Here is a 25,536-nt window from a genome sequence, read left to right as displayed (position 1 = left end):
ATGACGCTCCGCGACGCGCTCGCCACGCCGGACCTGCGTCGACTGCAGGCCGCGTGGGCGGCGGCGGCCTTCGGCGGCTGGGTGTTCATGGTCGCGCTCGCGGTGCACGCCTACGGTGAGGGCGGAGCAGCGGCGGTGGGGCTCGCGGCGCTGACGCGGATGGTGCCCGCCGGGCTGGCCGCACCGCTGCTGGGCCGTGTCGCGGACCGGTGCTCGCGGCGCGACGTCCTGCTCGCCTCCACCCTCATCCGCGCCGTCCTGCTCGGCGCGCTCGCGCTCGCCGCGGCGGCGCACGTGTTCGCCGCGACGCTCGTGCTCGGTGCGCTGTTCACGATCGCCCAGGCCGCGCACAAGCCCGCGCAGGCCGCGCTCATCCCGCACCTGACCGACCGTCCCGCGGCCGCCAACGCGCTCTGGAGCACGATCGACAACGCCGCGTTCATCCTCGGCGCGCTGGCCGGTGGCATCCTCGCCGCGGCCATCGGCGCACCCGCCGCGTTCGCCGGCGCCACGCTGACCTTCCTCCTCGCCGCCGCGCTGCTCACGAACATAAAGAGGGACTGTCCCTCTTTAGCAACAGGTGTCGCGTTTTCGGCGTTGGATCGGCGGGCGCGCGTGCTCGTCGCGGTGCTGTCGGTGAGCACGCTCGTGGAGGGGATGGTCGACGTGCTCGTCGTCGTCACCGCGCTCGAGATCGTCGATGTGGGCGAGGCCGGCGTGGGCTGGCTCAATGGCGCGTGGGGCGTGGGAGGGGTGCTCGGCGGCGTGCTCGCGCTGCGGGTCGCCACCCGCGCGCTCCCGCTCGGCACGGTGCTCGTCGGGGCGCCGCTGCTCGCGCTCGCGGCGTTGCCCGGTCCGGCCGCGGCACTCGTGGCGCTGACCACGTTGGGCGTCGGCTACTCGCTCGTGGAGACCGCGGGCATCACGCTCATCCAGCGGCTCACGCACGACGCGGTGCGTGCCCGGACGTTCGCGCGCCTGGAGTCCAGCTACTGGCTGACGACCGGCGCGGGTGCGATGCTGGCCCCGCTGGTCATCGCGCTCACGAGCCCGCGGGGCGCGCTCGTGATCGCCGGCGCGGCGCTGCCGCTCGCCGCGCTGCTCACGAAGCTTGTGCCGCTGAGGGTCGCCACTGCCGCACGTCCGGCAGCGGCGTGAGCAGCGGCTCGACCTGCTCGCGGAGGTGCTCGAACTCCGGCGGCAGCGCGAGCGACTCGCCGAGCGTCTCGGCCGGCTCGTCCGTCGCGAAGCCCGGCCCGATCGTCGCGATCTCGAACAGGATCCCGCCCGGCTCGCGGGAGTAGATCGACCGGAAGTAGAAGCGGTCGATCACCGGCGTGACCTGCGACCCGGCGGCGACCAGGCGCTCGCGCCAGGCCTTGTGGTCGTCCATGGGGGAGGCCCACGCGACGTGGTGGATCGTGCCCGCGCCGCCGAGGCTGCGCCCGGGGGAGGGCTCGAAGACGATCCCGCCGCCGCGCGCCGTTCCGCGCGACTCGAACGCGTGCGCGCCGACCTCGTCGAAGCCCAGCGTCTCGCGCAGGTGCCGCTCGGACTTGCGCGGATCGGCGACCGCGGCGTGCACCTCGTGGAAGCCGAGCAGCGCGTGCTCGGCGGGCACCTCGGTCGAGCGCGCCGGGAGCGGCGTGTCCGGCACGTCCACGACCCGCAGCTCGTGCTCGAGGCCCTCGAAGTCGGCGAACCGCAGCCCGGACTCCACGCGCGACGTCGCCACGCTCTCGGCCCCGAGCCGGTCCGCCCAGAAGTCCACGGTGTCGGCGGAGGCGACGCGATGGACGATGCGGTGCGCCATCCCCGCGCCCGCCCGGCCGACGCGCGAGTTCGGGTACTCGAAGAACGTCAGGTCCGACCCCGCCGACCCGTGCTCGTCGGCGTAGAAGAGGTGGTAGACGGTCGGATCGTCCTGGTTGACGGACTTCTTGACCAGGCGTAGCCCGAGCAGCCGCACGTAGAAGTCGACGTTCCGCGGCGCGTCGGCCGTGATCGCGGTGATGTGATGAATGCCTTCGAGCTTCATCAAGCGCACACCCTTTCTAGCGCGTGCAAGGCTCGTTGTATCGCTTCGGCGTCCACATCAAGGTGCGTGACGGCCCTTACCCGTCGCGGGCCGATCGCACCCATTACTACGTCCTGCTCGCGCAAACGGGCGCACAGACCCTCGGGATCGTCGTGCTCGAAGATGACGATGTTGGTCTCGACCGCGTCGGGGTCGATCGTCACGCCGGGCAGCTCCGCCAGCCCACGCGCCAGCACCGCCGCGTTCGCGTGGTCCTCGGCCAGCCGGTCGACGTGATGGTCGAGCGCGTACAGCGCGCCGGCGGCCACGATTCCCGCTTGGCGCAGCGCGCCGCCGAGCATCTGCTTGTACCGCCACGCCTCGTCGATCAGCTCGGCCGAGCCCGCAAGGCAGGCGCCCAACGGCGCGCCGAGGCCCTTCGTGAAGTCCAGCCAGGCGGTGTCGAACCCGGCGGTCATCTCGGACGCGGGCACACCGGACGCCACGACCGCGTTCATCAGCCGTGCGCCGTCCATGTGCAGTCGCAACCCGGCCTCCCGCGCGGCCGCCACGACGTCCCGCAGCTGCGCCAACGGCCACACGCGTCCGCCCGCCATGTTCGTCGTCTGCTCGACCGACACGAGCCGGGAGCGCGGCGAGTAGCGATCGCCGGGCCGCCGCAGCGCGCCACGCACGTCGTCGGCGGTGAACATGCCGAGCGGCGTGTCGAGCGGGTACATCATCGCCCCGGCGAAGGCGGCGGGCCCGCCGGCCTCGGCGATGATCGGATGCGACGTGCGATGCAGGATCGCCTCGTCGCCGCCCGGCCGGATGTGCAGCCGGAACGCGATCTCGTTGCACATCGTCCCGGAGGGGAGGAAGACCGCGGCCTCCATCCCGAGCAGCTCCGCGACCCGCGCGCACAAGGCGGTGACCTGCGGGTCCTCGAAGCGCTGCTCGTCACCCACTTCCGCCTCCGCCATGGCGGTGCGCATGGCGGAGGTCGGACGGGTCTGCGTATCGGAGTAGAGATTGACCAGCCCCATGAGGGGCCGGACGCTACTAGCTACTTCTGCCGCTTGGCGGCGTACTTCGCGAACTGCTCGAGCGCGGGACGCGGCGTGCCGTCGACGTTCACGAGGCCCGAGTCCCAGTTGCCCGTCTCACCGAACCAGCGGTAGACGTACAGGCGCGTGAGCTTCGACTTGTAGCCCTTCTTCTTGGAGTCGAAGCGGTCGGCGAGCGTGAACATGTACTTCGTCGACGCGGCGGCGCGGGTGGCCGACGTCGGGAAGTCCGGGGCGAACGTGGTGATGCCGCCGGTCTCGGTCAGCCACACCTCACCCGGCACGGTCTTCAGGACCGTCGTCAGGCCTTTGGACTGCTTGCGGTTGACGTCCTTGTAGTTGTGCAGGCCCCACAGGCGGCCCTTGTTCTTGGAGTACTTGATGAAGTCCGTCAGCCACTTCTTGACGGTGCTCTGGTCGAGCACGTCGGCGGCCATCACCTTGCACTTGGAGCCGCACACGCTGCGCAGCGTGGCGTAGTACTGGGCGGCGCGCTTCGGGCTCTTGGACGTCGGCTGCGAGACGTGGTTCGCCTCGTTCCACGGCGCGTAGGTCTTGACCCACGAGTGCTCCTTGCGGAAGGCGGAGACCGCCTTCTTGTAGGCGCTCGTCGAGGGCGCCTTGCAGGCGCTGGACTTCGAGTACGTCCTGCCGTTCCAGCAGCCTCGACGGGCGGTGAACATCAGGAGGACGTCCTGGTTCGCGGCGCGTGCGGCGTTCAAGAAGGTGTCGGCCTCGGCCTTCTGGCCCGGGTCCTTGGCGTAATCCCACGGGATGATGTAGCGGATGCGCTTGAGCTTCAGCGCCTGCCATGCGGGCTGGCTGAAGACCGCTGCATTCTGCTCACTCAGACCGACCCGGTAGTTGGCGGAAGCCGGAGCGCACATGGCGAGGGCCGCGATGGCGGCGACGACGATCGTCGTTCTCGTTCGGTGCATACGGTGAGGAACCGATAGCAGCCCCCCGAGTTGCGGACCGGCCCGGTTCGTACCCTTTGTTGCAGCAACGAATGGCAGTTCAGACCGAATCCGAGCGGCTTCGCGAGCAACGTCTCGCACTCCCTGACCAGCCGGGCGTGTACGTGTTCCGGGACAAGCGCGGCAAGGTCATCTACGTCGGCAAGGCCAAGTCGATCCGCAAGCGCGTCGCGAGTCACTTCTCGAACCCCACGATGTACGGGACGACCGCGCTGACGTCGGAGATCGACGACATCCAGCCGCTCGTCGTCACCACCGAGGCCGAGGCGCTGCTCACCGAGCAGAACTTCATCAAGCAGTACAAGCCGAAGTTCAACATCCGGCTGCGCGACGACAAGTCGTACCCGTACATCGCCATCAGCCTCGACGAGGACTTCCCGCGGGTCTACTTCACCCGCGAGCGCCACAAGAAGCAGCGCGCGTACTTCGGCCCCTACAGCAGCGCCAAGCGCGTGCGCGGCACGCTGGACCTGCTCGGCAAGATCTTCCTCTTCCGCTCCTGCGAGGGGACGGAGCCGGGGCGCCACAGCGGCTCGCCGTGCCTGGACTACTACATCAAGCGCTGCGGGGCGCCCTGCGTCGGCTACGTCTCCAAGGAGGAGTACCGCGAGGGCATCGACGGCGTCGTCGCGTTCCTGTCGGGCCGCTTCAAGCAGATCGAGCGCGACCTCGAGAAGAAGATGTACTTCGCCGCCGGCGAGCGCGACTACGAGCAGGCGACGATCGAGCGCAACCGGCTGCAGTCGGTCAAGGCGCTGCTCGAGCGCCAGCGCGTGGCCGAGGGCGGCGCCGGCACCTACGACGCGGTCGCGGTGGCGCTGGAGGGCACGGAGGCCAACGCCCAGGTCTTCCAGGTCCGTGACGGTGTGCTGTCTGACCGCCAGTCGTTCTACCTCGACAACCAGGCCGAGCAGAACGCGGCGATCGTCGCCGAGGAGTTCATGCTCCAGTTCTACGCCAGCGCGCTGTCGATCCCGCCGCTGATCGTGGTGCAGGGCGTCATGTCCGAGGGCTCGGAGCTGGGCGTCCTGGGCCAGCTGCTCGGCGAGCGGCGCGGCAGCACGGTCGAGATCCGCGCCGCCGAGCGGGGCGGCAAGTTCCGCATCCTCGAGCTCGCCGAGCGCAACGCCAAGCTCGCGCTCGACCAGGAGAAGCTCAAGAGCGAGCGCAAGCGCCAGCAGCGCGTGGACTCGCTCAACGGCCTCCAGGCCGCGCTGGAGCTGAGCACGATCCCGGTGCGGATCGAGTGCTTCGACATCTCGCACGTCGGCGGCACGCACACCGTCGCGTCGATGGTGGTGTTCGAGGGCGGCGCGCCGAAGAAGAGCGATTACCGGCGCTTCACCATTCGCTCCCACGATGGCAACGATGATTTCGCGTCCATGGCGGAGGTCTTGTCGCGCCGCTACGCGCAGTGGGAGAAGCAGAACGAGAAGTCGCCGTACGACGCCGACCGCGACGCGTCGTTCGCCGCGCTCCCGAACCTGATCGTGATCGACGGCGGCAAGGGCCAGCTCGGCGCCGGCCTGCCCCACCTGCAGGGCTTCCGCGACCACGGCGCGACCGTGGTGTCGCTGGCCAAGCGGATCGAGGAGGTCTTCCTGCCCGGTGTGCCGAATCCCGTGCTGATGGCGCACGACACGCCGGAGCTGCAACTGCTCCAGCGCGTCCGCGACGAGGCCCACCGGTTTGCGATCACCCACCACCGCATCCGCCGCGACAAGGCCATGACCGAGTCGATCATGGACGAGCTTCCCGGCGTCGGGCCGGCGCGCAAGCGCGCGCTGCTCAAGCACTTCGGCTCACCCGAGGCGGTGCTCGGCGCTTCCCGTGAGGCGCTCGAGCAGGTCCCGGGCGTCCCGCAGAAGGTCGCGCGCGACCTGTACGCCCACCTCAACAAGACTGGACGCTGACCTCGTGGCCAACGCCGTGCGAGACGCGGATGGGCGCGTCGGCAACTCGAACCTGGAGGACTTCGTCGTCATCTCCGGGCTCTCGGGCGCGGGCAAGTCGAGCGCGATGAACGTCTTCGAGGACGCGGGCTACTTCTGCGTCGACAACCTGCCGAGCGAGATGATCCGCTCGCTGTCGGAGCTGTTCATGCACGCCGGCTCGAAGGTTGAGCGCGCGGCGGTCGTGTGCGACTCACGCGGCGGCGACTACCTGGCGGGCCTGGCGGGCGTGCTCGACCAGCTGGTGGACGCCAACGTCCAGCACCGCGTGGTGTTCCTCGCGGCGGACGAGCAGACGCTGGTGACCCGGTACAAGGAGACGCGCCGGCGTCACCCGCTCTCGCCGCACGGCAGCGTCGTCGACGGCATCCGCGCCGAGATCGAGCTGCTGGCGCCGGTGCGCGACAAGGCCGACATCGTCATCGACACGAGTGGGCTGAGCGCGACGGCGCTGCGCCGCAAGGTGGCCGACGAGCTGCTCGGGCCGGGCTCGTCGTCCGGCAAGCTCGCCGTGACGTTCACGTCCTTCGGCCACAAGCACGGCCCGCCGCGTGACGCGGACCTCGCGTTCGACGTGCGCTTCCTGCCCAACCCGCACTACGACACCAACCTGCGCCCGCTGACCGGGTTCGACCAGCGGATCGTCGACTACGTCGGGCGTGACGGGCGGCTGGACGAGTTCTACGGGCACGTGAAGCCGCTGCTCGAGTTCCTGCTGCCGCAGTACATCGCGGAGGGCAAGGCGCACCTGATGGTGGCGATCGGCTGCACGGGCGGGCGCCACCGCTCCGTGGCGATCACGGAGAACCTGGCGGCGCACTTCCGGGACCGGCCGGAGTACTTCGTCGAGTCGGCCCACCGGGACGTGGACCGGCTCCCGATCAAGCCGTGACGTGCGCGAACAGGCGGTCCGCGTCGAGCCCCATCGAGGCGAAGTTGCCCTCGATCTCCAGGCTGACGTGGCCGTGCACGCGTGACCACAGCGTCACTGCGCGCTCCTCGTCGACGAACCGCAGCAGTACCTCCATCGAGCGCTTGGCGGCCTCGACCAGCGCCGGCTGGTGCGGGTCGTAGCCCGGCCACGGCGCGCTGAAGAGCAACCGGTAGCGGTGCGGCTGGGCGAGCGCCCAGGCGCGGTAGGCGCGCGCCGCCGACCACAGATCGGGCGCCGGCTCGAGCGCGGCCGCGAGGTCGTCGTACGCGTCCAGGACCAGCGCGGACAGCAGCGCGTCGCGGTTCTTGAAGTAGCGGTAGAGCGCGGGGCCGGAGACGCCCAGCTCGCGTGCGATCGCGTTCAGCGCCACCGCCGCGGGCCCGCCCGCCTCCAGCTGCGTGAGGGCGATGCGCTTCACGGCGGCCCGCACCTGGTTACCGCGGTGGTGCGTTAGAGTCTCTAACATCAGTTAGAGCATATAACACGGAGGCGACGAACATGCGGACGACACAGCTGGAGATGGCGGCGCAGGGCGAGTTCCCGCGGGTGCGGACGGCGGAGCTGCCGGCGCCCGGGCCGGGGCAGGTGCTCGTGCGCGTGGAGGCGACGGGCGTCTCGTTCGCCGAGCAGCAGATGCGCCGCGGCAAGTACTACGACCAGCCGAAGTTCCCGTTCGTGCCCGGCTACGACCTGGTCGGCACCGTGATGGGAGAGCCGGCCGCGGGCGGCGCGGGCGGCGCGGGCGGAGCGGGCGGGCAGCGCGTGGCGGCGCTGACGAAGGTCGGCGGCTGGGCCGAGTACGTGGTGCTGAACCACGAGGATCTCGTGCCCGTGCCGGACGGCGTGAGCGCCGAGGCGGCGGAGACGCTCGTCGTGAACGGGCTGACGGCGTGGCGGATGCTGCACCGCGCGGCGAAGGTCGAGCGCGGCGACACGATCGTCGTGCTCGGCGCCTCCGGCGGCGTCGGCTCGGTGCTCGTGCAGCTGGCGCGCCACGCGGGCGTCGACGTGATCGGGACGTCCGGCCCGAAGCAGCTCGAGGCCGTCCGCGCGATGGGCGCGACCGTGATCGACCACCGCAGCGAGGACGTCTACGCGCGCGTGCGCGAGCTGGCCCCGGACGGCGTCGCGGCCGTGTTCGACCACGTCGGCGGGCCCGGCATCGACGGCTCCTGGAAGCTGCTCGCCCGGGGCGGCACGCTCGTCTCCTACGGCAGCGCGTCCACCCGCGACGTGCCCGGCAACCCGGCGCTCCCGGTGCTGAAGCTGATCGCCAAGCTCCAGGTTTGGAACGCCCTGCCAAACGGGCGCAGCGCGACCTTCTTCAACCTCTGGGCGGGGAAGCGCTTCCGGCCCGCGCGCTTCCGCGCACAGCTCCGCGCGGACCTGACGAAGGTGTTCGAGCTGCTGCGCGACGGCGTGATCGAGCCGCAGATCGCGGCGCGCTATCCGCTCACCGAGGCGGCCGAAGCGCTGCGCTTCGCCGAGGCCGGCGGCTTCAACGGGAAGGTGCTGCTCGTTCCCGGAGGATGACCAGCGCGCCGTCCAGCGCCGCGCGCAGCGGCTCCAGCGACTGCGACGCCCGCATCAGCAGCAGCCCGCCCTGCAGCGCCGCGAAGATCGCGAGCGCGGTGCGCCCGTCGTCGTCGACGCCCATCCGCCGCACGCCCGCCTCGATGGATGCCTGCCAGCGCTCCATGTGAGCGGACGCGTCGACCCCCGCCTCCATCGTCAGCGCGCTGATCGGGCACGCAAGGTGCTTCTGGGCGCCGTAGTGCGCGAGCACCGCGTCCCGCCAGCGCTCCCAGCTCTCGAGGCTGTCGAGCTCGTCCAGGTGTGGGCGCTGCGCCTCGAGCACCCGCTCGCTCTGGAAGGCCGCGATGGCCTCGACCAGCTCGGCCTTGCCGGCCGGGAAGTAGTGGAAGAGCTGGCTCTTGCTGGTGCCCGTGCCGGCGCGGATGTCGTCGAGCGACGTGCCGCCGACGCCGCGCTCGAGCACGAGGTCGGCCGCGGTCTGCACGATCCGCGACCGCGTCGCTGCGCCCTTCGCTGTCGTCGCCGGCATGCCCATCAGGATACTGGACTGCGTAGTCCAGTACAGTTCTGGACCATGCAGTCCAATCGACTTAAAGGCAAGACCGCGCTGATCACCGGCGCCACCAGCAACATCGGCCGCGCGATCGCGCTGGCGTTCGGCGAGGAGGGCGCCCAGGTCGTGGTCAGCGGCCGCGACGCGGCCCGTGGGGCGGAGGTCGCGGCGGCGAGCGGCGGCCGGTTCATCGCCGCCGACCTCGACGGCTCACCCGCGGCCTCGGAGACCCTGGCGCACGCCGCCGCCGACGCGCTCGGCGGCCGCATCGACATCCTCGTCAACAGCGCCGCCACGTACCCCTCGTCGGCCGACGTCGTCATCGACGAGGGCTGGTTCGACCGGATGTTCGCGGTCAACGTGAAGGCTCCGCACTTCCTGATCGAGGCCGTCGCGCCGCGGATGGCCGAGCGCGGAGGCGGCGCGATCGTCAACCTCGGCTCGTGGGTCGCTCGGCTCGGTGTTCCGAGCCCGGTCTACACCGGCACCAAGGGCGCCGTCGAGTCGATGACCCGCGCCTACTCCGCGCTGTACGGGCCGCAGGGCGTGCGCGTGAACGCCATCTCGCCCGGGGTGATCCAGGAGCCGGGCAACCCGAGCGCCGTGATGATGCGCGGCACGCCCGCCGCGGACCTCGGCACGCCGGAGGCGATCGCCCCCGCCGCGGTCTACCTGGCGAGCGACGAGTCGGCCTTCGTGCACGGCGTCGTCCTCGACGTGGACGGCGGCCGCACCGGGGTGGCGGTGGTCGCCGCCTAGTGTCGCGAGTCGGAAGTTCGCGTGTCGATAGCGGGCCCGATCGTCGTGGCTGGGTCCGGCGGTGATTCCAGCGCATACCGGGTGTACGTGCGGGATCGCCGGCGGCCGCCAGGCGCGGCGAGACGTCCGGTAGCGGCCCGCGAACTTCTGAATCGCGACACTAGACGTGGTGCGTGACGAGCCACCAACCGGCGGCGCCGAGCACCGCGACGAGCACGGTCACGATCCGGGCGACGCGCCGCCAGCGCAGCTCCCAGGTGAGGATCGCGCCCACCAGCGCCGCCGGGGCCAGCACGTAGAAGGCCCCGCGGAGCACGAGCGCGGCGTCCGGGTTGAGGTTCCCGTGGTCGTCATCGGCCCAGACGAGCACGAGGAACACGATCAGCGACTCGAGCGCCGCGACCGCCCCGGCGAGGCACGCGAGCACGACCACGATCGCGCGGACGGGCCAGTCGTCGTCATCGCTGATCGAGCTGTCCATCTCCGCCGATTCTCATACCCGGACGGGGGCAGCTGTCATCGCCGCGTAACCGCGACCGGGGTTATGTCGCCGCCTTCGGTAGCCTCATCCCCCGTTTTCCACGGGAAAGGGTTCGAGAATGGCTGTACGTGTCGGCATCAACGGCTTCGGCCGCATCGGCCGCAACGTCTTCCGCGCGGCGCACGAGGCCGGCGCTGACGTCGAGATCGTCGCGGTGAACGACCTGACGGACGCGAAGACGCTGGGTCACCTGCTCAAGTACGACTCGGTCTTCGGTCCGTTCCCGGGTGAGGTGTCCGTCTCCGACGGCAGCCTCGTCGTGAACGGCAACGAGGTCAAGGTCCTGAGCGAGCGGGATCCGGCGGCGCTGCCGTGGGGCGACCTCAACGTCGACGTCGTGATCGAGTCCACGGGCTTCTTCACCAAGCGCGCCGACGCCGCCAAGCACCTCGCGGCGGGCGCCAAGAAGGTCATCATCTCCGCGCCGGCGACCGAGCCGGACGCCACCGTCGTCCTCGGCGTCAACTTCGACGAGGTCTACGACGCGGAGAAGCACGACGTCATCTCCAACGCGTCCTGCACCACGAACTGCCTCGCGCCGGTGGCCAAGGTCCTCCACGACCTCGTCGGCATCGAGAAGGGCCTGATGACGACGATCCACGCCTACACGGCGGATCAGAACCTCCAGGACGCGCCCCACAAGGACCTGCGTCGCGCCCGCGCCGCGGCCGTCAACCTCGTGCCGGCCTCCACGGGCGCCGCCAAGGCGATCGGCCTGGTCATCCCGGAGCTCAACGGCAAGCTCAACGGCTTCGCGGTGCGCGCCCCCGTCCCGACCGGCTCGGTCGTGGACCTCACGATCGTCGCCAAGCGCGACACGACGGTCGAGGAGATCAACGAGGCCGTCAAGGCCGCGTCCGGCAACGGCATCCTCCGCTACACGGACGATCCGATCGTGTCCTCGGACATCGTCAAGGACCCGCACTCCTCGATCTTCGACTCGCTGCTGACGTCGGTGCTCGACGGCAACCTGGTCAAGGTCGTCACCTGGTACGACAACGAGTGGGGCTACTCGAACCGCGTGGTCGACCTCGCCCAGAAGGTGCTGGTGCGTGCGCACGCTTGATGATCTGGACGTCGCCGGTAAGCGCGTCCTCGTCCGCGTGGACTTCAACGTCCCGCTCGACGACGACCGCAACATCACCGACGACGCCCGCATCCAGGCGGCGCTCCCCACGCTGAAGGAGCTGCGCGAGAAGGGGGCGAGCGGTCTCGTGCTGCTCGCCCACCTGGGCCGCCCCAAGGGCGGTCCGGACCCCAAGTTCTCGCTCAAGCCCGCCGCCGACCGGCTCGGTGAGCTGCTCGGCGTCGACGTGGTGCTCGCTCCCGACCTCGACGACGTGCCCGCGGGCGACGTCGTGATGGTCGAGAACGTGCGCTTCTTCGAGGGCGAGACCAAGAACGACGAGGACCTGGCGAAGCGCTACGCGGCGCTCGCCGACGTCTACGTCAACGACGCGTTCGGCGCGGCGCACCGCGCGCACGCCTCCACCGAGGCGGTCGCGCACCTGCTGCCGTCCGCCGCGGGGCGCCTGCTCGAGCGTGAGGTCACGACGCTCAACGGCATCCTCGAGGACCCGAAGCGGCCCATGGTGGCCGTCGTCGGCGGCGCGAAGGTGACGGACAAGATCGGCGTGCTCGAGGCGTTCCTCGAGAAGGCCGACACGGTCCTCATCGGCGGCGCCATGTGCTTCCCGTTCTTCAAGGCCCAGGGCCATGAGGTCGGGTCCTCGCTGTGCGAGGAGGAGGGCCTGGAGCCCGCCAAGGCGCTGCTCGGCAACGCGAAGCTCGAGCTGCCGACCGACCTGGTCGCCGGCCGCGAGTTCAGCGCCGACACCGAGGTCCAGCCGCTGGACGGGATCGACGTGCCGGAGGGCTGGATGGGCCTCGACGTCGGGCCGGGCACGGCGGAGCGCTACAGCGCCATCATCGCCGCGGCGGGCACGGTGTTCTGGAACGGGCCGATGGGCGCGTTCGAGCTCGAGCCGTTCGCCGCGGGTACCAAGGCCGTCGCCGAGGCGATGGCCGCCACCGACGCCACGACGGTCGTCGGCGGCGGGGACTCTGCCGCGGCGCTGGCCCAGTTCGGGCTCGCCGACCGCGTCAGCCACCTCTCCACGGGCGGCGGGGCTTCGCTGGAGCTGATCGAAGGCAAGGAATTGCCAGGAGTTAAGGCCCTTTCATGAAGCGCAAGCCGTTCATCGCCGGTAACTGGAAGCTGAACAACACGATCGCCGAGGCGGAGGAGCTCATCCAAGGGCTCCTTCCGCGGGTCGGGGCCGTGGAGGACGTCGACGTCGTCGTGGCGCCGTCGTTCCTCTCGCTGTCCGCGGTCGTCGACAGCGCGCGCGGCAGCGCCGTCCAGGTCTACGCCCAGAACATGCACGAGAAGGACTCGGGCGCGTTCACGGGCGAGGTCAGCGCCCCGCAGCTCGTCGACATCGACGTGCAGGGCGTGATCCTCGGCCACTCCGAGCGCCGGCAGTACTTCGGCGAGACGGACCGTGCGCTCCAGCTGAAGGTCCCGCGGGCGCTGGAGGCGGGCCTGATCCCGATCCTCTGCGTGGGCGAGACCGAGGAGGAGCGCGAGCAGGGCGACACCGAGCGTCGGCTCCGCCACCAGGTCCAGGAAGGCCTGGAGAAGGTGCCCGTCTCGGAGCTGCACCGCGTGGTCGTGGCCTATGAGCCCGTGTGGGCGATCGGCACCGGCCTGGCGGCGACCACCGAGCAGGCGCAGGAGACGTGCGGCTTCGTCCGCGCGCTCGTGCAGGGCTTCGACAAGGAAGCCGGCAACGCCGTGCGCGTGCTCTACGGCGGCTCCCTCAAGCCCGACAACGCGGCGGAGCTCCTCTCGCAGCCGGACATCGACGGCGCGCTCGTCGGCGGTGCCTCGCTGGACGCCGAGTCGTTCGGCGCCATCGTGAAGGCGGCGCAGGGCTCATGACCGTCCCGCACGTCGCGCTCATCGTCCTGGACGGCTGGGGGCTCGCCCCCGACGGTCCGGGCAACGCCGTGTCGCTCGCGAAGACGCCCGTCTTCGACGAGCTGTGGTCGACGAAGCCCCACACGACGCTCACGGCCATGGGCCCGAGCGTCGGGCTGCCCGAGGGGCAGATGGGCAACTCGGAGGTCGGCCACCTGAACCTCGGCGCGGGCGCGATCGTGCCGCAGGACCTCGCGCGCATCGACAAGGCCGTCGAGGACGGCTCGCTCGGTGAGAACGAGGTCCTGCAGGCGGCGCTGAAGGACGCGCCGCGCATCCACCTGATCGGCCTGGTGAGCGACGGCGGCGTGCACTCGTCCGACCGGCACCTGAAGGCGCTGGTCGAGTTCGCCTCCGCGTCCGGCTCGGACGTGATCGTCCACGCGTTCACCGACGGCCGCGACACGTCGCCCACGGGCGGCAAGCAATACCTCGCCGACGTCGAGTCCTGGGGTGGGCGCGTCGGCTCGGTCATCGGCCGCTACTTCGCCATGGACCGCGACAAGCGCTGGGACCGCGTCCAGAAGGCCTACGACCTGCTCGTGCACGGCAAGGCCGACCATCACGTGGACACGGCTCCCGAGGCCGCCACGCAGGCCTACGAGCGCGACGAGACGGACGAGTTCATCGCGGCGACGACCGTCGGCGAAGAGGCCAAGATCCGTCCCGGCGACTCCGTGATCGCGTTCAACTTCCGGCCCGACCGGATGCGCGAGATCACGCTCGCCCTGTGCGACCCGTCGTTCTCCGACGTGGACCGCGGCGGGGCGGAGCTCATCGACCGCTACATCACGCTCGCCGAGTACGACGAGGACTGGGACTATCCGGTCGTCTTCCCGCCCAAGCGGCCGGCGATCACGATCGGCAAGCTCATCGCGGACAAGGGGCTCGGCCAGCTGCACGTCGCCGAGACCGAGAAGTACCCGCACGTCACGTACTTCTTCAACGGCGGCGAGGAGCACCCGTACGCCGGCGAGGTGCGCGAGCTCGCGCCCTCACCGCGCGACGTCGCGACGTACGACCTCAAGCCGGAGATGGCGGCCCACGAGGCCGCGGACGGCTTCGTCAAGCACTTCAACGCCGAGAAGCCCGCGTTCGCGATCATCAACTTCGCGAACCCGGACATGGTCGGTCACACGGGCGTCATCGAGGCGGCCGTCAAGGCGGTCGAGACCGTCGACGAGCAGCTCGGCCGCGTCGTCGCGGCGGTCCACGCGGCCGGCGGCGCGTGCCTGGTCACCGCCGACCACGGCAACTGCGACCACATGCTCAACGACGACGGGTCCGTGAACACGGCCCACTCGCTGAACCCGGTGCCGTTCATCGTCACCGCGGGCGCCGAGTCGCTCGACGGTGAGGGCATCCTCGCCGACGTCGCGCCGACGGCGCTGGCGCTCCTGGGCATCGAGCAGCCGTCCGCGATGACGGGTCGCTCACTGCTCGGCTGAGCGCACCCGCATACCACTCCCAGCTTCAGGGCAAACGTCTTTCGCGGTGGGCGAGTTCGGCTCATGACCGAGCCTCGTCCACCGTCGCGACGTTCCTTGACCTGACGGCGCGCGGAAGCTTTGATGACCCCGCCGCCGGGCAGCGTGGAGATGCTCCCGGGACACGACGCAAGAGGGCGGGTACGCGATGGGAGCCGGTGCGCAGCTTCGGGTGGATGGCCGCTGGGGCGGTACGTCCAGGCGGTTCGGTCGATGGCTGGGTCTCGCGGTGGCGGTGTCGCTGGCCGCCGCGGTCGCGCCGTCGTACGGTGCGGAGCGCGGGCAAGCCGCATTGGCGCCGCCTGCGGGGGCGAAGGGCGCGGACATCGCAGACCTGCGCACGCAGACCTCGCGGACGTTCAGCACCGGCCGCGGGACGTTCGCCACGCAGATCGGCACCGAGTCGCTCAACTTCCGCGACGCATCCGGCCGCTGGAAGCCGGTCGACAACGCACTCGAAGGCGACGGGGCGGTGCTTCGGAACGCGGCCAACCAGTACCGCGTCAGCATCCCGCGCCGGCTGAACGGCGGTGCCGTACGGGTCACCCGCGGCAACGCCTGGATCGAGTTCGCACCGCGGGGAGCCACGAATCGGGCCGCGACGGCGCGGGGAGCCGCCGCGGGCTTCGCGGGCGCCTGGCCGGGCGTCGAACTGCGCTACACGGCGACCGGCGACACGGTGAAGGAGGAGCTGATCGTCCGCGACCGCGCGAGCGTGCGCGACTTCGCCTTCGACGTGCGCGCGCCGGCGGGCTTCACGCTGAAGGCCTCAGCGTCGGGAACGATCGTCGTGCGCGACAGCGAGGGCGCTGTGCGCATGCTCCTCTCGCGTTCGATGATGCTGGATGCCGAGGGCGAGTACCACGGCGTGCGCACTGATCTGCGGCGTGAAGCGGATGGGTGGCGGCTCGTCCTTCGCCCGGATCGTCGGTGGCTTGCCGCTCGCGACCGCGCGTGGCCGGTCACGATCGACCCGAGCGTCTACGTCGGCGGCGGGCTCGACTGCACCCAGGGCAGCGCTCCGTCGTGTGCGCAACTGGCGTGCAGCATCTTCAACGAGGTCGGCCCCGGCGGGGAATGCGGGCAGGTGCTGCCGGTGTGGGAGGACGAGGCTGCCGGCTGGGCGTGGCGCACCATGCTGCGTTGGGATCTCACGGGCCTGCTTCCCGCCGGAACGACGGTGCGCAAGGCAACGATGGATCTGCGGGCCTACTACGAGTACGCGCCGAACTCGGACTTCGAGATCTATCGCGTCACGCAGCCGTGGACCAGCGACGTGTCGTGGACCACGAGCGACGGCACCACGCCGTGGACGCCGGGCGGTCCACTCGACGGCCCCTACGAGCCGGCGGACCTCACGGCGCTGGTGAGCGGCTGGTGGACCGGGCAGACGCCCAACCACGGGCTCGCCGTCCAGCTTCCCGGTCGACACGGCTGGGGAGACGGCGCGCACATCGATCCGCTGTTGACCATCCAGTACTCGGGCCCTGGACCGAACCTCGGGTTGGACGGTGAGCTGTGGACGCAGACGGCGGACCCGACGACCGGCCAGGATCACTTCGGCCTGAACCTGTCCGCGCAGGCACACAGCGCCCCGCTCGACCGGATCGAGGTCCGCGTCGACGGCGCGCTGCAGGAGACCTTCACGGGCACGGATTGCGGCACGACCTGCACGACGATCGCCGACGAGTGGTACCTGTACACCGACCCGCTCTCGGAGGGCAGCCACCAGATCCAGGCGGTCGTGTTCGACCAGGCGGGGTTGACCGACAGCCATACGTGGACGATCTCCGTGCCGCGCGAGAATCACTACGCCACGATGCTGGCCTCCTGGCGGACGGCGATCCAGGGATCGGTCGACGTGCGGTCACCGGCGCCCTTGACCGGCCCGATGCCGCTCCCGCCGGACGACTGGGACACCCCCCAGCAGTGCGAGGCCGACGACACGGCGTTGCGCGACTGCTACGACGCGATCACGGACTGGGGGGCGGACGTCCAGGAGTGGTTGACGGACAACCTGCCCTACGGCGGTGACGCGGACCTGCTGTGGCAGCCGCCCGTCTTCACCTACTCGGTGTCGGACGACACGGCGCGCGACCTCACGTTCCGCATGCGCGACGCCTTCGTCTTCGCGCGGCACTTCGTCGCCCACCCGAACCAGTCGCTGGACGTCGCGATCGGCTTCCACGAGCCGCTGGACCCGAGTGAGGTCGAGGCCGCGCTGCCCGACCACTCGGCATTGCAGGTCGAGAGCGCGATCGACGGCTACTTCGAGCCCGAGGTGGCGAGTCTGGGCGGTTCGGGGCGTGTCACGTCGCCCAGCTCCGTGCCGGACAGCATCGAGGACTTCTACGCGCAGCAGGTGGATCTCGCCGAGGCCAACATCGACGAGCTCGAGAACGAGACGCCGACCGACCCGGACGATGCGGACGCGATCGCCGCCGAGCTCTCCGACCTCAATCGCTTCAAGGACCAGCTCGACGATCGCGGCGCGTTCGTCACGGGCATCACCGTGCGGTTGAACCCGTCGGGTGCGCAGGTGGCGCTGCGATCGGCAGCGGTGACTCCGTCGGCCACTTCGCAGATCAAGTCGATGAGCGTGCTCGCGCCGGGCACGAGCGTCGCTGCCGGCGGCGCGCAACGGCTCTCGGAGATGAGTATCGACGCGCAGACAGTGGCCGACGCGGGCGGCGGGGCGGCCGCACGCTCGGCGTCCGTTCCCGCCGATCAGAAGACGTGCGCCCAGGCCGGGCAGATCGGGCTGATCAAAGCCTCCAACCAGGAGCCGAACCCCGTCTACTGGGCACCGAGCTATCACAAGGCGGACACGGTGCTCGGCCCACGAGACGGCGACGACGGGCTGCACCAGAAGCGCCATCGCCTGCGGTGGAAGTGGCTGTCGTCGGTCAGCCTCGCCTGGATGTGCGCGGCGGAGCCGACACAGCGCAACGTCGAGATCGAAGCGCGCGTGTTTCCCTCGCCGACAGCCCGGTGGTCGAAGAACTGGGAGAGCCACTTCACGTCGCGGTACACGCAGGGGAACCTGCCTGGCAAGGGCCGTTACCAGGACGACATCGCCGACGGCGACGACCGTCTGCAGGACAACCCCGTCGATCCGCAGAAGTATCCCGACTTCGCGATCGTCGCCAAGTCGGGGCACTTCTACCGCTACAACAAGCGCTACTGGGTCGACTTCACGACCAACGAGGGCGAGACCGACAGCGGGACGGTGATCTACAGCGCGCAGGCCACCAGCACCTCGGTCGGGACCAACGAGAGCACGTATTGCGGCGTCATCCAGCAATTGCGCTACGTGAGCTGCACGTTCGGGCGTGTGACCGTGTGCTACGACTACGCCGCGATCTCCGCCGGGCCGGTGACGCAGCCGGACGCGCAGTGGATCCAGAAGCTCGGCGGCTCCCCGCGCCTGACCGAGGTGGCGGCCGATCCCGGACACCGGGTCCATCTCGAGTACTCGGGCGGCAAGCAGACGCGCGAGATCACGAGCTTCTGCGACCCGAAGCCACCGGGAGCCGATGACTCGTAACCACCTGCTGCTCTTCGCCGTCGCCACCGGGTCCGGGCTCGCCGTTGCTCTCGGCGGGTTCGGACTCGCGTGGTCCGCTGCACTCGTGCTGCTGGGGGTGGCGGCGCTCGTCGCGCTCGGGCGGGCGGGCGGAGGACGGGCGGCGGGGCTCATCGTGGCGGCCCTGCTGCTGTCGTCGCTGGCGTTGCTGCTGGGCGATGGACGTGGTCGCCCCGAGTCCGAGCCGGCCGGTTGTGATCCGAGCTGCGGGACCGCTCTCGGCGACGTCGTGGCGGTCGGGGCCCTGATCGTGATCGGCGTGTGCGTGCTCTTGTGGGCCGTGCTCCGACGGTTTGAAGCTCGCAAATAGTTTGACCTGACAATTACCCGTTGCCCACGCAACTACGCCGCTACACTGCGTGGGCATGGCGGTACCAGAGACACGCGTTGACCTGACGGAGACGGAATTGGCGGCCTGGCGCGGGCTGTTGCGGGTGCATACGGCACTCGTGAAGGCCCTGGACGCCGAGCTGGCCGCGGCGCACGACCTCCCGTTGAGCTCGTACGAGGTGCTCATCACGCTGGAGTCGGCGCCGGATCGCAAGCGGAGGATGGCGGAGCTCGCCGACTCGGTGCTGCTCTCCCGGTCCGGGATGACGCGGCTGGTCGACCGGCTGGAGCGCGAGGGCCTGCTCGTTCGCGATACCTGCACCGATGACGGCCGCGGCTGCTTCGCCGTGCTCACGGAGAAGGGCGCCGAGCTGCTCGAGCGGGCACGGCCGACGCATCTGGAAGGCGTCCGGGAGCGCTTCCTCGTGCACTTCTCCGAGGACGAGCTGCGTCGCTTCGCCTCCGCCTGGGAGCGCGTGCTCCCCGGCGCCGCTTCGGCGGACTAGAGCGCGTCGCGGTCGCTCAGCCGGTTGGACGGCGGGAGCTTGGTCGTGCAGGTCCGGTACGAGCGCGTCCAGCGCAGGCGCCGCCCGTCGCGCAGCCTGGCCTCGAGCTCGACGGCGTAGGTTCCGGCCGGGAGGCCCCGGAGGTCGACCTTGGCCGTCCAGCGGCCGTCGGCGCGCCTGAACGTGGCCACGCGCCGCCCGTTGACGAGCACGCGCGCGCTGCGGACCACGCGACCTCGGCGTTCACGCAGGCGGATCGCGAACGTGCGCTGGGAACGGCAGGTCGTCTCGACCGTCACCGGCGGCGGCGCGGCAGGAGCCGGCGTGCCGGGCTGCGGCACCGCGGTCGGGTCAGGAGTCTCAGGCGGCGGGGCCGCGATCACCAGCACGGAGGCGTTCGCCGTGTTGTCGGTGAAGTCGGGCTCGGCGGCGTCCGGGCTGACGGCGGCGAAGTTCGGCAGCGTCCGGCCGGCCGTGCCCAGCGCCACCCGCGTGCGGATCGTGATCGTCCGCTCCCCACCCACCTCCATCTGCGGGATCACGCACTGGGGGATGGGGCGCTCGGTCACGTCGGGGAACGGCTCCAGCGTGCAGTCGCCCGTGCCGCCGGCGATCGTCACCTCGGGATCGAGCAGCTCGTCGGGGAGCGTGTCGGCGAAGAACACGTCGGCCACGGCCGGCCCGTCGTTGCGCACGACCAGCGTGTAGGTGACGAGCCCGCCCTCGGGCACCTCGGCGGGCTCGGCGCGCTTGCTGATGGCGATGTCGGTCACGGGCAGCGTCGGGAACGTGGACTCGGCCAGGTTGTTGGTGAAGTCGTACTCGCCGGCGAGCGAGCTCGTGGCCGCGCGGTTGACCTCCTCCGAGTTCGAGGGGTAGTCCGGCAGCGTCGTCGCAAGGGTCGCGACGACGGGGATCGTGCGCGACTCGCCCGGCTCCAGCGTGCCGACCTGGCACTCGACGTAGGTGCCGGGGACGGGCGCGGGCGGGTACGTGCACGGATAGGGCGCGCCGGTCGCCGCGCGGTCGATGACCAGCGAGACCGGCGCCAGGTCGGCGATCCCGACCTCGCGCGCCGTGTCCGGGCCGTTGTTGCGCACGGTCACGGCGAACTCGATGCGCTCGCCCGGGATGAAGCCGCTCGGGCTCTGCGACGGCCGGCTCACGGTGAGCTTGGACACCTCGAGGTCGACCACCGCGAGGCTCGCCGCGCCGGCGTCGGTGAAGGCGTCGTTGGCGGCGTGGCCGTCGGGCGTCGCGTCCACGGTGACGGTGTTGCTGACGTCGCCCGCGCCGAGCTGCGGCGTGACGACCAGCTCGATCGGCGGGAAGGTCTCGCCCGGCGCGAGCGCGTCGGCGCGCGTGCAGCTGAGCGCCGGCGGCGCGGTGCACGTCCAGCCGGGCGCCGTCACCGCGCCCGGGGCCAGGCCGGCCGGCAGCGTGTCGCTCACGCGCACCTCGCCGCTCGTCGGCGCTTCACCGGCGTTGCGCACCTCGATCGTGTACGTGGACGGCACGCCGACCACGAAGTCCGGCGTGTGGCGCTTGGTGACCGCGACGTCCGGCACCAGCACTCGCGTCCGCGCCGGCGCGCTGCGGACCAGGTCGCGCGTCCCGAGGTCGGTGGCGGTGAACGCCACCTCGGCGACGTTCTCGAGGACGGTGCCCGTGGCGATGCCGTCGGCCGCGATCCGCACGCGGAAGGCGACGGTGCGCGTGGCGCCCGGCGGGAGGTCGGCGACCCGCAGCGCGCCGCCGGTGGGGTCGGGAACCGGCGTGCCGTCGACGGTCAGCGTCCCGGGGAGCGGCGCCACGCCCGCCGGCAGCGCGTCGTCGAAGTCCACCTGGGTCGCGACGTCCTCGCCGGTGTTGGCGATCGTCGTCGTATAGGTGAGCTCGTCGCCCAGGCTCGCCGACTCCCGGCTGACCTGCTTGGTGACCGCGATCCGCGGGGCGAAGAGCTCGGTGGCGATCGTCACCACGCCCGGTTGGTAGGCGTCCCCGTTCGTCGTCAGCCGCACCTGGGTGCTCGTCTGGCCGTTGCCGAGCACGTTCGTGGTGGAGAACACGTCGGCGTCGAACCCGAGCTGGTTCGCGTACGCCGGCGTGCGGGTGCCGGCGTCGGAGCCGTCGCGCGTGATCGTCGAGTTGAAGGCGTTCGTGGCCGGGTTGGCGATGTTCGTGAGCGCGACGGGGCCCGCCGCGCCCTGCAGCGTCGCGCCGTCGCCGGTCGTCCCGCGGTCGCCCTCGTAGACGACGACGCCGACCCGCGAGCGGACCGGCCCGCTCGACGGCGTGCGGAACCCGCTGAGCGGGATCGTGACGCCCGCGCTGCTCGAGCCGACCTGCTGCAGGCCGTCGAACACGGCCAGGCTGCGTGGCGGCGCGCCGCCGTCGCCGTAGGCCACGACGAGCGTCCAGCCGGCGAGCTGACCGTCGCTGCGGCCCGTTCCCGCCTGGACGTTGGCGACCGTGTAGTCGCCCGGGCCGGCCGTGCGCACGATCGCCGTGACGTCGAGGAAGCCCTGGTAGGTCTCGCCGGCCGTGTCGACGGGGGCGCTCGCGCTGAGCACGCGGTACGCGTCGTCACCCGGGGCCTGGAGCCACACCGTGCCGCGAGCGGCGGGATCGGGCGCGGGTGCGCCACCGGTGCCCGCGGCGGTCCGACCACCCCAATACAGGCCCGCGAACAGGATCCGGGCGTCGGTCGGGAGAGAGAGGGCGGCCGTGCTCGACGCGAACGTCGCAGGGTCCGCGTCGATGTCGACGTAGGTCATGACCCGCGCGTTGTTGTTCGCGCCCGAGATCGGCGAGGAGGATCCCGCGCGGGCCGCGGGACACGCCGGCTCCGTGCCCACACAACTCAGCAGCGTGTTCGCGGCGAGCGCGATGTCGCCCTGGGTGTTCTGCGCGAAGCGCGCGCTGAACGGCCGCTCCGCGCGCGCCACGGAGGGAAACGTCAGCAGCGCCAGAGCCCCACCACGGCGATCCGTCCCGCCATGTCCGCACGGTAAGCGACGACTCACCGGTTCGTCCAGCACGTTGGCGCGTACGCCTTAACTACTTTTTAGGCTCAGACTTGATACGCGGCGACTGAGATTTCTATACTCCAAGTCCAGAAGTTCTCACCCCGGACCACCTGGAGGAAAGACATGGCCATCGTTCGTTGGGAGCCGTTCCGCGACCTTTCCGAGCTCAATCGTCTGTTCGCCCCGACCGCCGGCGCGCAGCGCCGCTGGCTGCCCGCGATGGACCTGGCGGAGAGCGCCGACGAGTTCGTGCTCACGGCCGACCTGCCCGGGCTCTCGGACGAGGACGTCAAGATCGAGGTCGAGGACCGCGTGCTGACGATCTCGGGCGAGCGCACGTCCGAGCGCACCGAGGGCAAGGGCGGCTACCACCGCGTCGAGCGCGCCTTCGGCTCGTTCCGCCGCACGCTGACCCTGCCCGAGGGCGTCGACGCCGAGGCGATCACCGCGAGCTTCGACCGTGGCGTGCTCGAGCTGCGGATCCCGAAGCCCGAGCAGCGCAAGCCGCGCCGGATCGAGATCTCGACCGGCGGCCCGAAGACGCTGGAGACGTCCGCCGCTTAGTCACGGGTTCGCGGGGGCGGCCAACGTGCCGCCCCCGCTCGATCATCCCGGCGGGATGACGTGGCCTCACCCCGGACGTCTCGGTCTACTTCCTGGTCGGCGTCCTGTTCTTCTACTCCGGCAAGTCGAAGCTGTTCGACGGTGACGGCAACGCCCCGGCCGGGATCGCGAAGCAGTTCGACGGGACCTTCGTCGCGAGCTTCCCGGGCGTCGATGCGCTGTGGACGATCCTGGCGCTGCTCGCGTTCGGGTTGGTGCTTCCGCCTAACCGCCCGCGGGCATGGTTGGGTGGCTAACCTCGCGGGCTCCGTGTTCTCCATTCGCACCAAAGACCCGGGCTCGTACGCCCGCACCGGCACGCTCAAGCTCGCTCACGGCGAGGTCCGGACCCCCGCCTTCGTGCCCCTCGCGACCAAGGCGGTCGTCAAGACCCTTGAAGTGCGCGAGGTCGAGGCGCTCGGCTACGACATGGTCCTCGGGAACACGTTCCACCTGTTCCTGACGCCCGGCCACGAGCTCATCAAGCAGTTCGGCGGGCTGCACGAGTTCCAGCGCTGGGACAAGCCGATCATCACCGACTCGGGTGGCTTCCAGGTCTTCTCGATGGGGCACGGCACCGTGGCCGACGAGATCAAGGGCCGGCAGGCGCAGTTCGTCGGCGAGCGCTCGGGCGCGATCCTCGCCATCGAGGAGGAGGGCGTGACGTTCCGCTCCTACCTCGACGGCACCACGCACTTCATGGGCCCGGAGACCTCGATGGAGGTCCAGGCCGCGCTGCGCTCGGACATCGCGCTCGTGTTCGACGAGTGCACGCCGTTCCACGCCGACCGCGAGTACACCGCGCGGTCCACGGAGCGGACGCACCGCTGGCTCGATCGCTGCATCGACTGGCACACTCAACATGGACCTGAGGGTCAGACTCTGTACGGGATCGTGCAGGGCGGCGTGGAGGAGGACCTCCGCCGCGCGTCGGCCCAGGAGGTCGCGGCGCGTGAATACCTGGGCGGGATCGCGATCGGCGGCACGCTGGGCGAGACCAAGGACCAGATGTTCACCGTCGTCGAATGGACGATCGAGGAGCTGCCGGAGGGCAAGCCCCGTCACCTGCTCGGCATCGGCGAGATCGACGACCTGGTGCGCGGCGTGGAGCTTGGCATCGACACCTTCGACTGCGCGATGCCGACCCGGATCGGCCGCCACGGCATGGCCGTCGTGCCCGACCCGGAGAAGCGCTGGCGCGTGGACCTGGCCAAGGCCCGCTGGCGCGGCGTCGACGAGCCGATTCTCGAGGGCTGCCCGTGCCCGGCGTGCGAGGCCGGCTACTCCCGCGCCTACATCCACTACCTGCTCAAGGCGAAGGAACAGACCGCCCAGCGCCTGCTGACGATCCACAACCTCGCCTACCTCCAGCGCCTGATGGCCGAGCTGCGCGACGCGATCGACGAGGGCCGGCTGCCCGCCGCCGCGGCCGCGACCCGTGCGGGCGCCGCCCCGTGGGAGCTCGCGACGGCGCGATGACCGACGCGCCGCGCGCGGCCGCCCCGCCGGGCTCCGACTTCAAGGCCTTCGAGTCCGCGGGCTGGAGTGCCCGGGCCGGCACGTACGACGCGCTGATGGCGCGCGCGACCGCGTTCGCCATCCCGCCGCTGCTCGCGCACGTCAAGCCGGGCGACCGCGTGCTCGACGTCGGCTGCGGGCCCGGCGCGCTCGTGGCCGCGGCGGCCGAGCGGGGCGCGCACGTCACCGGCGTCGACCTCGCCGACGGCATGGTGGAAGAGTCCCGCCGGCGCCACCCGGCCCTGACGTTCCTCCAGGCCGACGCGGAGGCGCTGCCGTTCGACGACGACACGTTCGACGTCGCGCTCGGCGCGTTCCTCGTCAACCACACGCCGGACGCCGAGGCGGCGGTGCGCGAGCTGCGCCGCGTCGCGCGCACGGTCGCGCTCGCGGCCTGGGGCCCGGAGGACGAGGTCGCGTTCCTGGCGCTGCCGTCCGCGGCCGCGCAGGGCCTCGGTGGTGTGCCCGACGGCTCGGACTCCGAACGCTACGCCAACGCGGACCCTCTCGCCGCGCTGCTGGCCGGTGGCCACGAGACGACGCGGAGCGACGACGCGCCGTCGGGCGACCCCGGGCCGGGCGAGGCCGCGCCGGGCGACGGCGCGCCGCGTGGCGACGACGCGCCGCGTGGCGACGACGCGCCGCGTGGCGACGACGCGCCGCGTGGCGACGCGGCCGCGCCGGGCCACGTGTCCGTGCGCGTCGTGCGCGACACGCTGCACGTGGACTCGCTCGACACCCTCTGGGACGGCATCCGCGGCGGCACCGTCCGCACGGCCGCGCGCATCGAGGGCGCCACCGACGAGGAGCGCGCCCGCGTCCGCGCGCGTCTCACCGACCTCGCCGAGCCCTTCCGCACCGCCACCGGCTACGAGCTGCCGGTGACGATCCTCATCGCGTGTTGTCCTCGACGAGCTGCTTGAAGTCGCCGACGGCGTCGGAGACGTTGCCGTCGACGCTCTCGTTGAGCTGCACCTGGCGTTCGCTGCCGCCGAACTGCGTGTAGGCGTAGCCGCCGGCCGCGATCAACAGCAGGACGAGCACGAGCGCGATCCACTTGCCGGCGCCGCTGCCGCCCTGGCGCGGCGGCGGACCCTGGGGCGCGCGGCGCTTGGGCGCGGGGCGGCGCGGCGGCTCGTCGACCGGCTGCAGCCGGCG

Annotated in this window: 22 protein-coding genes and 1 pseudogene; 15 read left to right on the top strand and 8 right to left on the bottom strand. The window is 71.2% G+C overall.

Going from position 1 to position 25,536, the window contains the following annotated elements; all coding sequences use genetic code 11:
• Positions 1-1,158 (top strand): MFS transporter, encoded by a 1,158-nt coding sequence (locus tag OJ997_RS30515; protein ID WP_270029140.1) that lies wholly within the window; start codon positions 1-3, stop codon positions 1,156-1,158.
• Here OJ997_RS30515 and OJ997_RS30510 read toward each other — a convergent pair.
• From OJ997_RS30510 to OJ997_RS30500, 3 genes are read right to left on the bottom strand one after another with little or no spacing between them, the layout of a single operon-like run.
• Positions 1,103-2,038 (bottom strand): VOC family protein, encoded by a 936-nt coding sequence (locus OJ997_RS30510; RefSeq protein WP_270029139.1) that lies wholly within the window; start codon positions 2,036-2,038, stop codon positions 1,103-1,105. The genes OJ997_RS30515 and OJ997_RS30510 overlap by 56 nt on opposite strands.
• The gene (locus OJ997_RS30505) at positions 2,038-3,063 is read right to left on the bottom strand and encodes a threonine aldolase family protein (protein WP_270029138.1); all 1,026 of its coding nucleotides are present in this window, start codon (positions 3,061-3,063) and stop codon (positions 2,038-2,040) included. The genes OJ997_RS30510 and OJ997_RS30505 overlap by 1 nt, the downstream gene beginning before the upstream one ends.
• Before the next feature lie 20 nt (positions 3,064-3,083).
• Entirely contained in the window at positions 3,084-4,022 is a 939-nt protein-coding gene (locus tag OJ997_RS30500; RefSeq protein WP_270029137.1) for a glycosyl hydrolase, read from the bottom strand.
• A 71-nt stretch (positions 4,023-4,093) separates the two neighbouring features.
• Here OJ997_RS30500 and uvrC point away from each other — a divergent pair, with 71 nt between their 5' ends.
• Together uvrC and rapZ are read left to right on the top strand one after the other, a co-directional pair.
• A complete protein-coding gene (gene uvrC / locus OJ997_RS30495; RefSeq protein ID WP_270029136.1) occupies positions 4,094-5,974 on the top strand; it encodes an excinuclease ABC subunit UvrC in 1,881 nt (626 codons plus the stop codon).
• 4 nt (positions 5,975-5,978) lie between these two features.
• The gene (gene rapZ, locus OJ997_RS30490) at positions 5,979-6,905 is read left to right on the top strand and encodes an RNase adapter RapZ (protein WP_270029135.1); all 927 of its coding nucleotides are present in this window, start codon (positions 5,979-5,981) and stop codon (positions 6,903-6,905) included.
• Here rapZ and OJ997_RS30485 read toward each other — a convergent pair.
• A complete protein-coding gene (locus tag OJ997_RS30485; RefSeq protein WP_270029134.1) occupies positions 6,895-7,365 on the bottom strand; it encodes a TetR/AcrR family transcriptional regulator in 471 nt (156 codons plus the stop codon). The genes rapZ and OJ997_RS30485 overlap by 11 nt on opposite strands.
• Positions 7,366-7,445: 80 nt before the next feature.
• Here OJ997_RS30485 and OJ997_RS30480 point away from each other — a divergent pair, with 80 nt between their 5' ends.
• Positions 7,446-8,480, top strand: a complete 1,035-nt coding sequence (locus OJ997_RS30480) for a medium chain dehydrogenase/reductase family protein (RefSeq protein ID WP_270029133.1) — start codon at positions 7,446-7,448, stop codon at positions 8,478-8,480.
• On the opposite strand, the gene OJ997_RS30475 is transcribed toward OJ997_RS30480, so the two are convergent.
• Positions 8,446-9,012: a TetR/AcrR family transcriptional regulator gene (locus tag OJ997_RS30475; protein ID WP_270029132.1), complete on the bottom strand. Its 567-nt coding sequence runs from the start codon at positions 9,010-9,012 to the stop codon at positions 8,446-8,448. The two genes, OJ997_RS30480 and OJ997_RS30475, sit on opposite strands and share 35 nt — an antisense overlap.
• A gap of 45 nt (positions 9,013-9,057) precedes the next feature.
• Here OJ997_RS30475 and OJ997_RS30470 point away from each other — a divergent pair, with 45 nt between their 5' ends.
• Positions 9,058-9,795 (top strand): SDR family NAD(P)-dependent oxidoreductase, encoded by a 738-nt coding sequence (locus tag OJ997_RS30470; protein WP_270029131.1) that lies wholly within the window; start codon positions 9,058-9,060, stop codon positions 9,793-9,795.
• A 160-nt stretch (positions 9,796-9,955) separates the two neighbouring features.
• Here OJ997_RS30470 and OJ997_RS30465 read toward each other — a convergent pair whose 3' ends face one another.
• The gene (locus OJ997_RS30465) at positions 9,956-10,276 is read right to left on the bottom strand and encodes a hypothetical protein (RefSeq protein ID WP_270029130.1); all 321 of its coding nucleotides are present in this window, start codon (positions 10,274-10,276) and stop codon (positions 9,956-9,958) included.
• Positions 10,277-10,394: 118 nt separating this feature from the next.
• Here OJ997_RS30465 and gap point away from each other — a divergent pair, with 118 nt between their 5' ends.
• The 7 genes from gap (at position 10,395) to OJ997_RS30430 (ending at position 19,228) form a co-directional block, all read left to right on the top strand.
• Positions 10,395-11,402: a type I glyceraldehyde-3-phosphate dehydrogenase gene (gap, locus tag OJ997_RS30460; protein ID WP_270029129.1), complete on the top strand. Its 1,008-nt coding sequence runs from the start codon at positions 10,395-10,397 to the stop codon at positions 11,400-11,402.
• Positions 11,389-12,522: a phosphoglycerate kinase gene (locus OJ997_RS30455; RefSeq protein WP_270029128.1), complete on the top strand. Its 1,134-nt coding sequence runs from the start codon at positions 11,389-11,391 to the stop codon at positions 12,520-12,522. Before gap ends, OJ997_RS30455 begins: the two co-directional genes overlap by 14 nt.
• A complete protein-coding gene (tpiA, locus tag OJ997_RS30450; protein WP_270029127.1) occupies positions 12,519-13,280 on the top strand; it encodes a triose-phosphate isomerase in 762 nt (253 codons plus the stop codon). Before OJ997_RS30455 ends, tpiA begins: the two co-directional genes overlap by 4 nt.
• Positions 13,277-14,767, top strand: a complete 1,491-nt coding sequence (gene gpmI / locus OJ997_RS30445) for a 2,3-bisphosphoglycerate-independent phosphoglycerate mutase (protein ID WP_270029126.1) — start codon at positions 13,277-13,279, stop codon at positions 14,765-14,767. Before tpiA ends, gpmI begins: the two co-directional genes overlap by 4 nt.
• Before the next feature lie 268 nt (positions 14,768-15,035).
• The gene (locus OJ997_RS30440; RefSeq protein ID WP_270029125.1) at positions 15,036-18,353 is read left to right on the top strand and encodes a DNRLRE domain-containing protein; all 3,318 of its coding nucleotides are present in this window, start codon (positions 15,036-15,038) and stop codon (positions 18,351-18,353) included.
• Complete coding sequence (locus OJ997_RS30435; protein WP_270029124.1) at positions 18,343-18,702, top strand: hypothetical protein; 360 nt, start codon at positions 18,343-18,345, stop codon at positions 18,700-18,702. Before OJ997_RS30440 ends, OJ997_RS30435 begins: the two co-directional genes overlap by 11 nt.
• Before the next feature lie 55 nt (positions 18,703-18,757).
• Positions 18,758-19,228, top strand: coding sequence for a MarR family winged helix-turn-helix transcriptional regulator (locus OJ997_RS30430; RefSeq protein WP_270029123.1), 471 nt, complete (start codon positions 18,758-18,760; stop codon positions 19,226-19,228).
• Here the strand turns inward: OJ997_RS30430 and OJ997_RS30425 are convergent.
• The gene (locus OJ997_RS30425; RefSeq protein WP_270029122.1) at positions 19,225-22,176 is read right to left on the bottom strand and encodes a DUF11 domain-containing protein; all 2,952 of its coding nucleotides are present in this window, start codon (positions 22,174-22,176) and stop codon (positions 19,225-19,227) included. The genes OJ997_RS30430 and OJ997_RS30425 overlap by 4 nt on opposite strands.
• A 204-nt stretch (positions 22,177-22,380) precedes the next feature.
• On the opposite strand from OJ997_RS30425, the gene OJ997_RS30420 reads away from it, so the two are divergent.
• The 3 genes from OJ997_RS30420 to OJ997_RS30410 all read left to right on the top strand — a co-directional run bounded on the left by OJ997_RS30420 (position 22,381) and on the right by OJ997_RS30410 (position 25,301).
• Entirely contained in the window at positions 22,381-22,821 is a 441-nt protein-coding gene (locus OJ997_RS30420) for an Hsp20/alpha crystallin family protein (protein ID WP_270029121.1), read from the top strand.
• A gap of 309 nt (positions 22,822-23,130) precedes the next feature.
• A complete protein-coding gene (gene tgt / locus OJ997_RS30415) occupies positions 23,131-24,339 on the top strand; it encodes a tRNA guanosine(34) transglycosylase Tgt (protein ID WP_270029120.1) in 1,209 nt (402 codons plus the stop codon).
• Entirely contained in the window at positions 24,336-25,301 is a 966-nt protein-coding gene (locus OJ997_RS30410) for a methyltransferase domain-containing protein (protein ID WP_270029119.1), read from the top strand. The genes tgt and OJ997_RS30410 overlap by 4 nt, the downstream gene beginning before the upstream one ends.
• Here OJ997_RS30410 and OJ997_RS30405 read toward each other — a convergent pair.
• Positions 25,270-25,536: pseudogene (locus OJ997_RS30405) on the bottom strand (hypothetical protein); the annotation flags it as partial. The gene OJ997_RS30410 and the pseudogene OJ997_RS30405 sit on opposite strands and share 32 nt — an antisense overlap.

This window comes from Solirubrobacter phytolaccae, assembly GCF_027587195.1.
GTDB classification, from domain to species: Bacteria; Actinomycetota; Thermoleophilia; order Solirubrobacterales; family Solirubrobacteraceae; genus Solirubrobacter; species Solirubrobacter phytolaccae.
Note: the sequence above shows the minus strand (reverse complement) of the source record. Positions and strands in the feature narration are given on the sequence as shown.

Excerpts from the sequence above, each read along its gene's own strand:
- OJ997_RS30515 (WP_270029140.1), top strand. The coding sequence starts at position 1 with ATGACGCTCCGCGACGCGCTCGCCACGCCGGACCTGCGTCGACTGCAG.
- OJ997_RS30510 (WP_270029139.1), bottom strand. The coding sequence starts at position 2,038 with ATGAAGCTCGAAGGCATTCATCACATCACCGCGATCACGGCCGACGCG.
- OJ997_RS30505 (WP_270029138.1), bottom strand. The coding sequence starts at position 3,063 with ATGGGGCTGGTCAATCTCTACTCCGATACGCAGACCCGTCCGACCTCC.
- OJ997_RS30500 (WP_270029137.1), bottom strand. The coding sequence starts at position 4,022 with ATGCACCGAACGAGAACGACGATCGTCGTCGCCGCCATCGCGGCCCTC.
- uvrC (WP_270029136.1), top strand. The coding sequence starts at position 4,094 with ATGGCAGTTCAGACCGAATCCGAGCGGCTTCGCGAGCAACGTCTCGCA.
- OJ997_RS30480 (WP_270029133.1), top strand. The coding sequence starts at position 7,446 with ATGCGGACGACACAGCTGGAGATGGCGGCGCAGGGCGAGTTCCCGCGG.
- OJ997_RS30475 (WP_270029132.1), bottom strand. The coding sequence starts at position 9,012 with ATGCCGGCGACGACAGCGAAGGGCGCAGCGACGCGGTCGCGGATCGTG.
- OJ997_RS30470 (WP_270029131.1), top strand. The coding sequence starts at position 9,058 with ATGCAGTCCAATCGACTTAAAGGCAAGACCGCGCTGATCACCGGCGCC.
- OJ997_RS30465 (WP_270029130.1), bottom strand. The coding sequence starts at position 10,276 with ATGGACAGCTCGATCAGCGATGACGACGACTGGCCCGTCCGCGCGATC.
- gap (WP_270029129.1), top strand. The coding sequence starts at position 10,395 with ATGGCTGTACGTGTCGGCATCAACGGCTTCGGCCGCATCGGCCGCAAC.
- tpiA (WP_270029127.1), top strand. The coding sequence starts at position 12,519 with ATGAAGCGCAAGCCGTTCATCGCCGGTAACTGGAAGCTGAACAACACG.
- gpmI (WP_270029126.1), top strand. The coding sequence starts at position 13,277 with ATGACCGTCCCGCACGTCGCGCTCATCGTCCTGGACGGCTGGGGGCTC.
- OJ997_RS30435 (WP_270029124.1), top strand. The coding sequence starts at position 18,343 with ATGACTCGTAACCACCTGCTGCTCTTCGCCGTCGCCACCGGGTCCGGG.
- OJ997_RS30430 (WP_270029123.1), top strand. The coding sequence starts at position 18,758 with ATGGCGGTACCAGAGACACGCGTTGACCTGACGGAGACGGAATTGGCG.
- OJ997_RS30420 (WP_270029121.1), top strand. The coding sequence starts at position 22,381 with ATGGCCATCGTTCGTTGGGAGCCGTTCCGCGACCTTTCCGAGCTCAAT.
- OJ997_RS30410 (WP_270029119.1), top strand. The coding sequence starts at position 24,336 with ATGACCGACGCGCCGCGCGCGGCCGCCCCGCCGGGCTCCGACTTCAAG.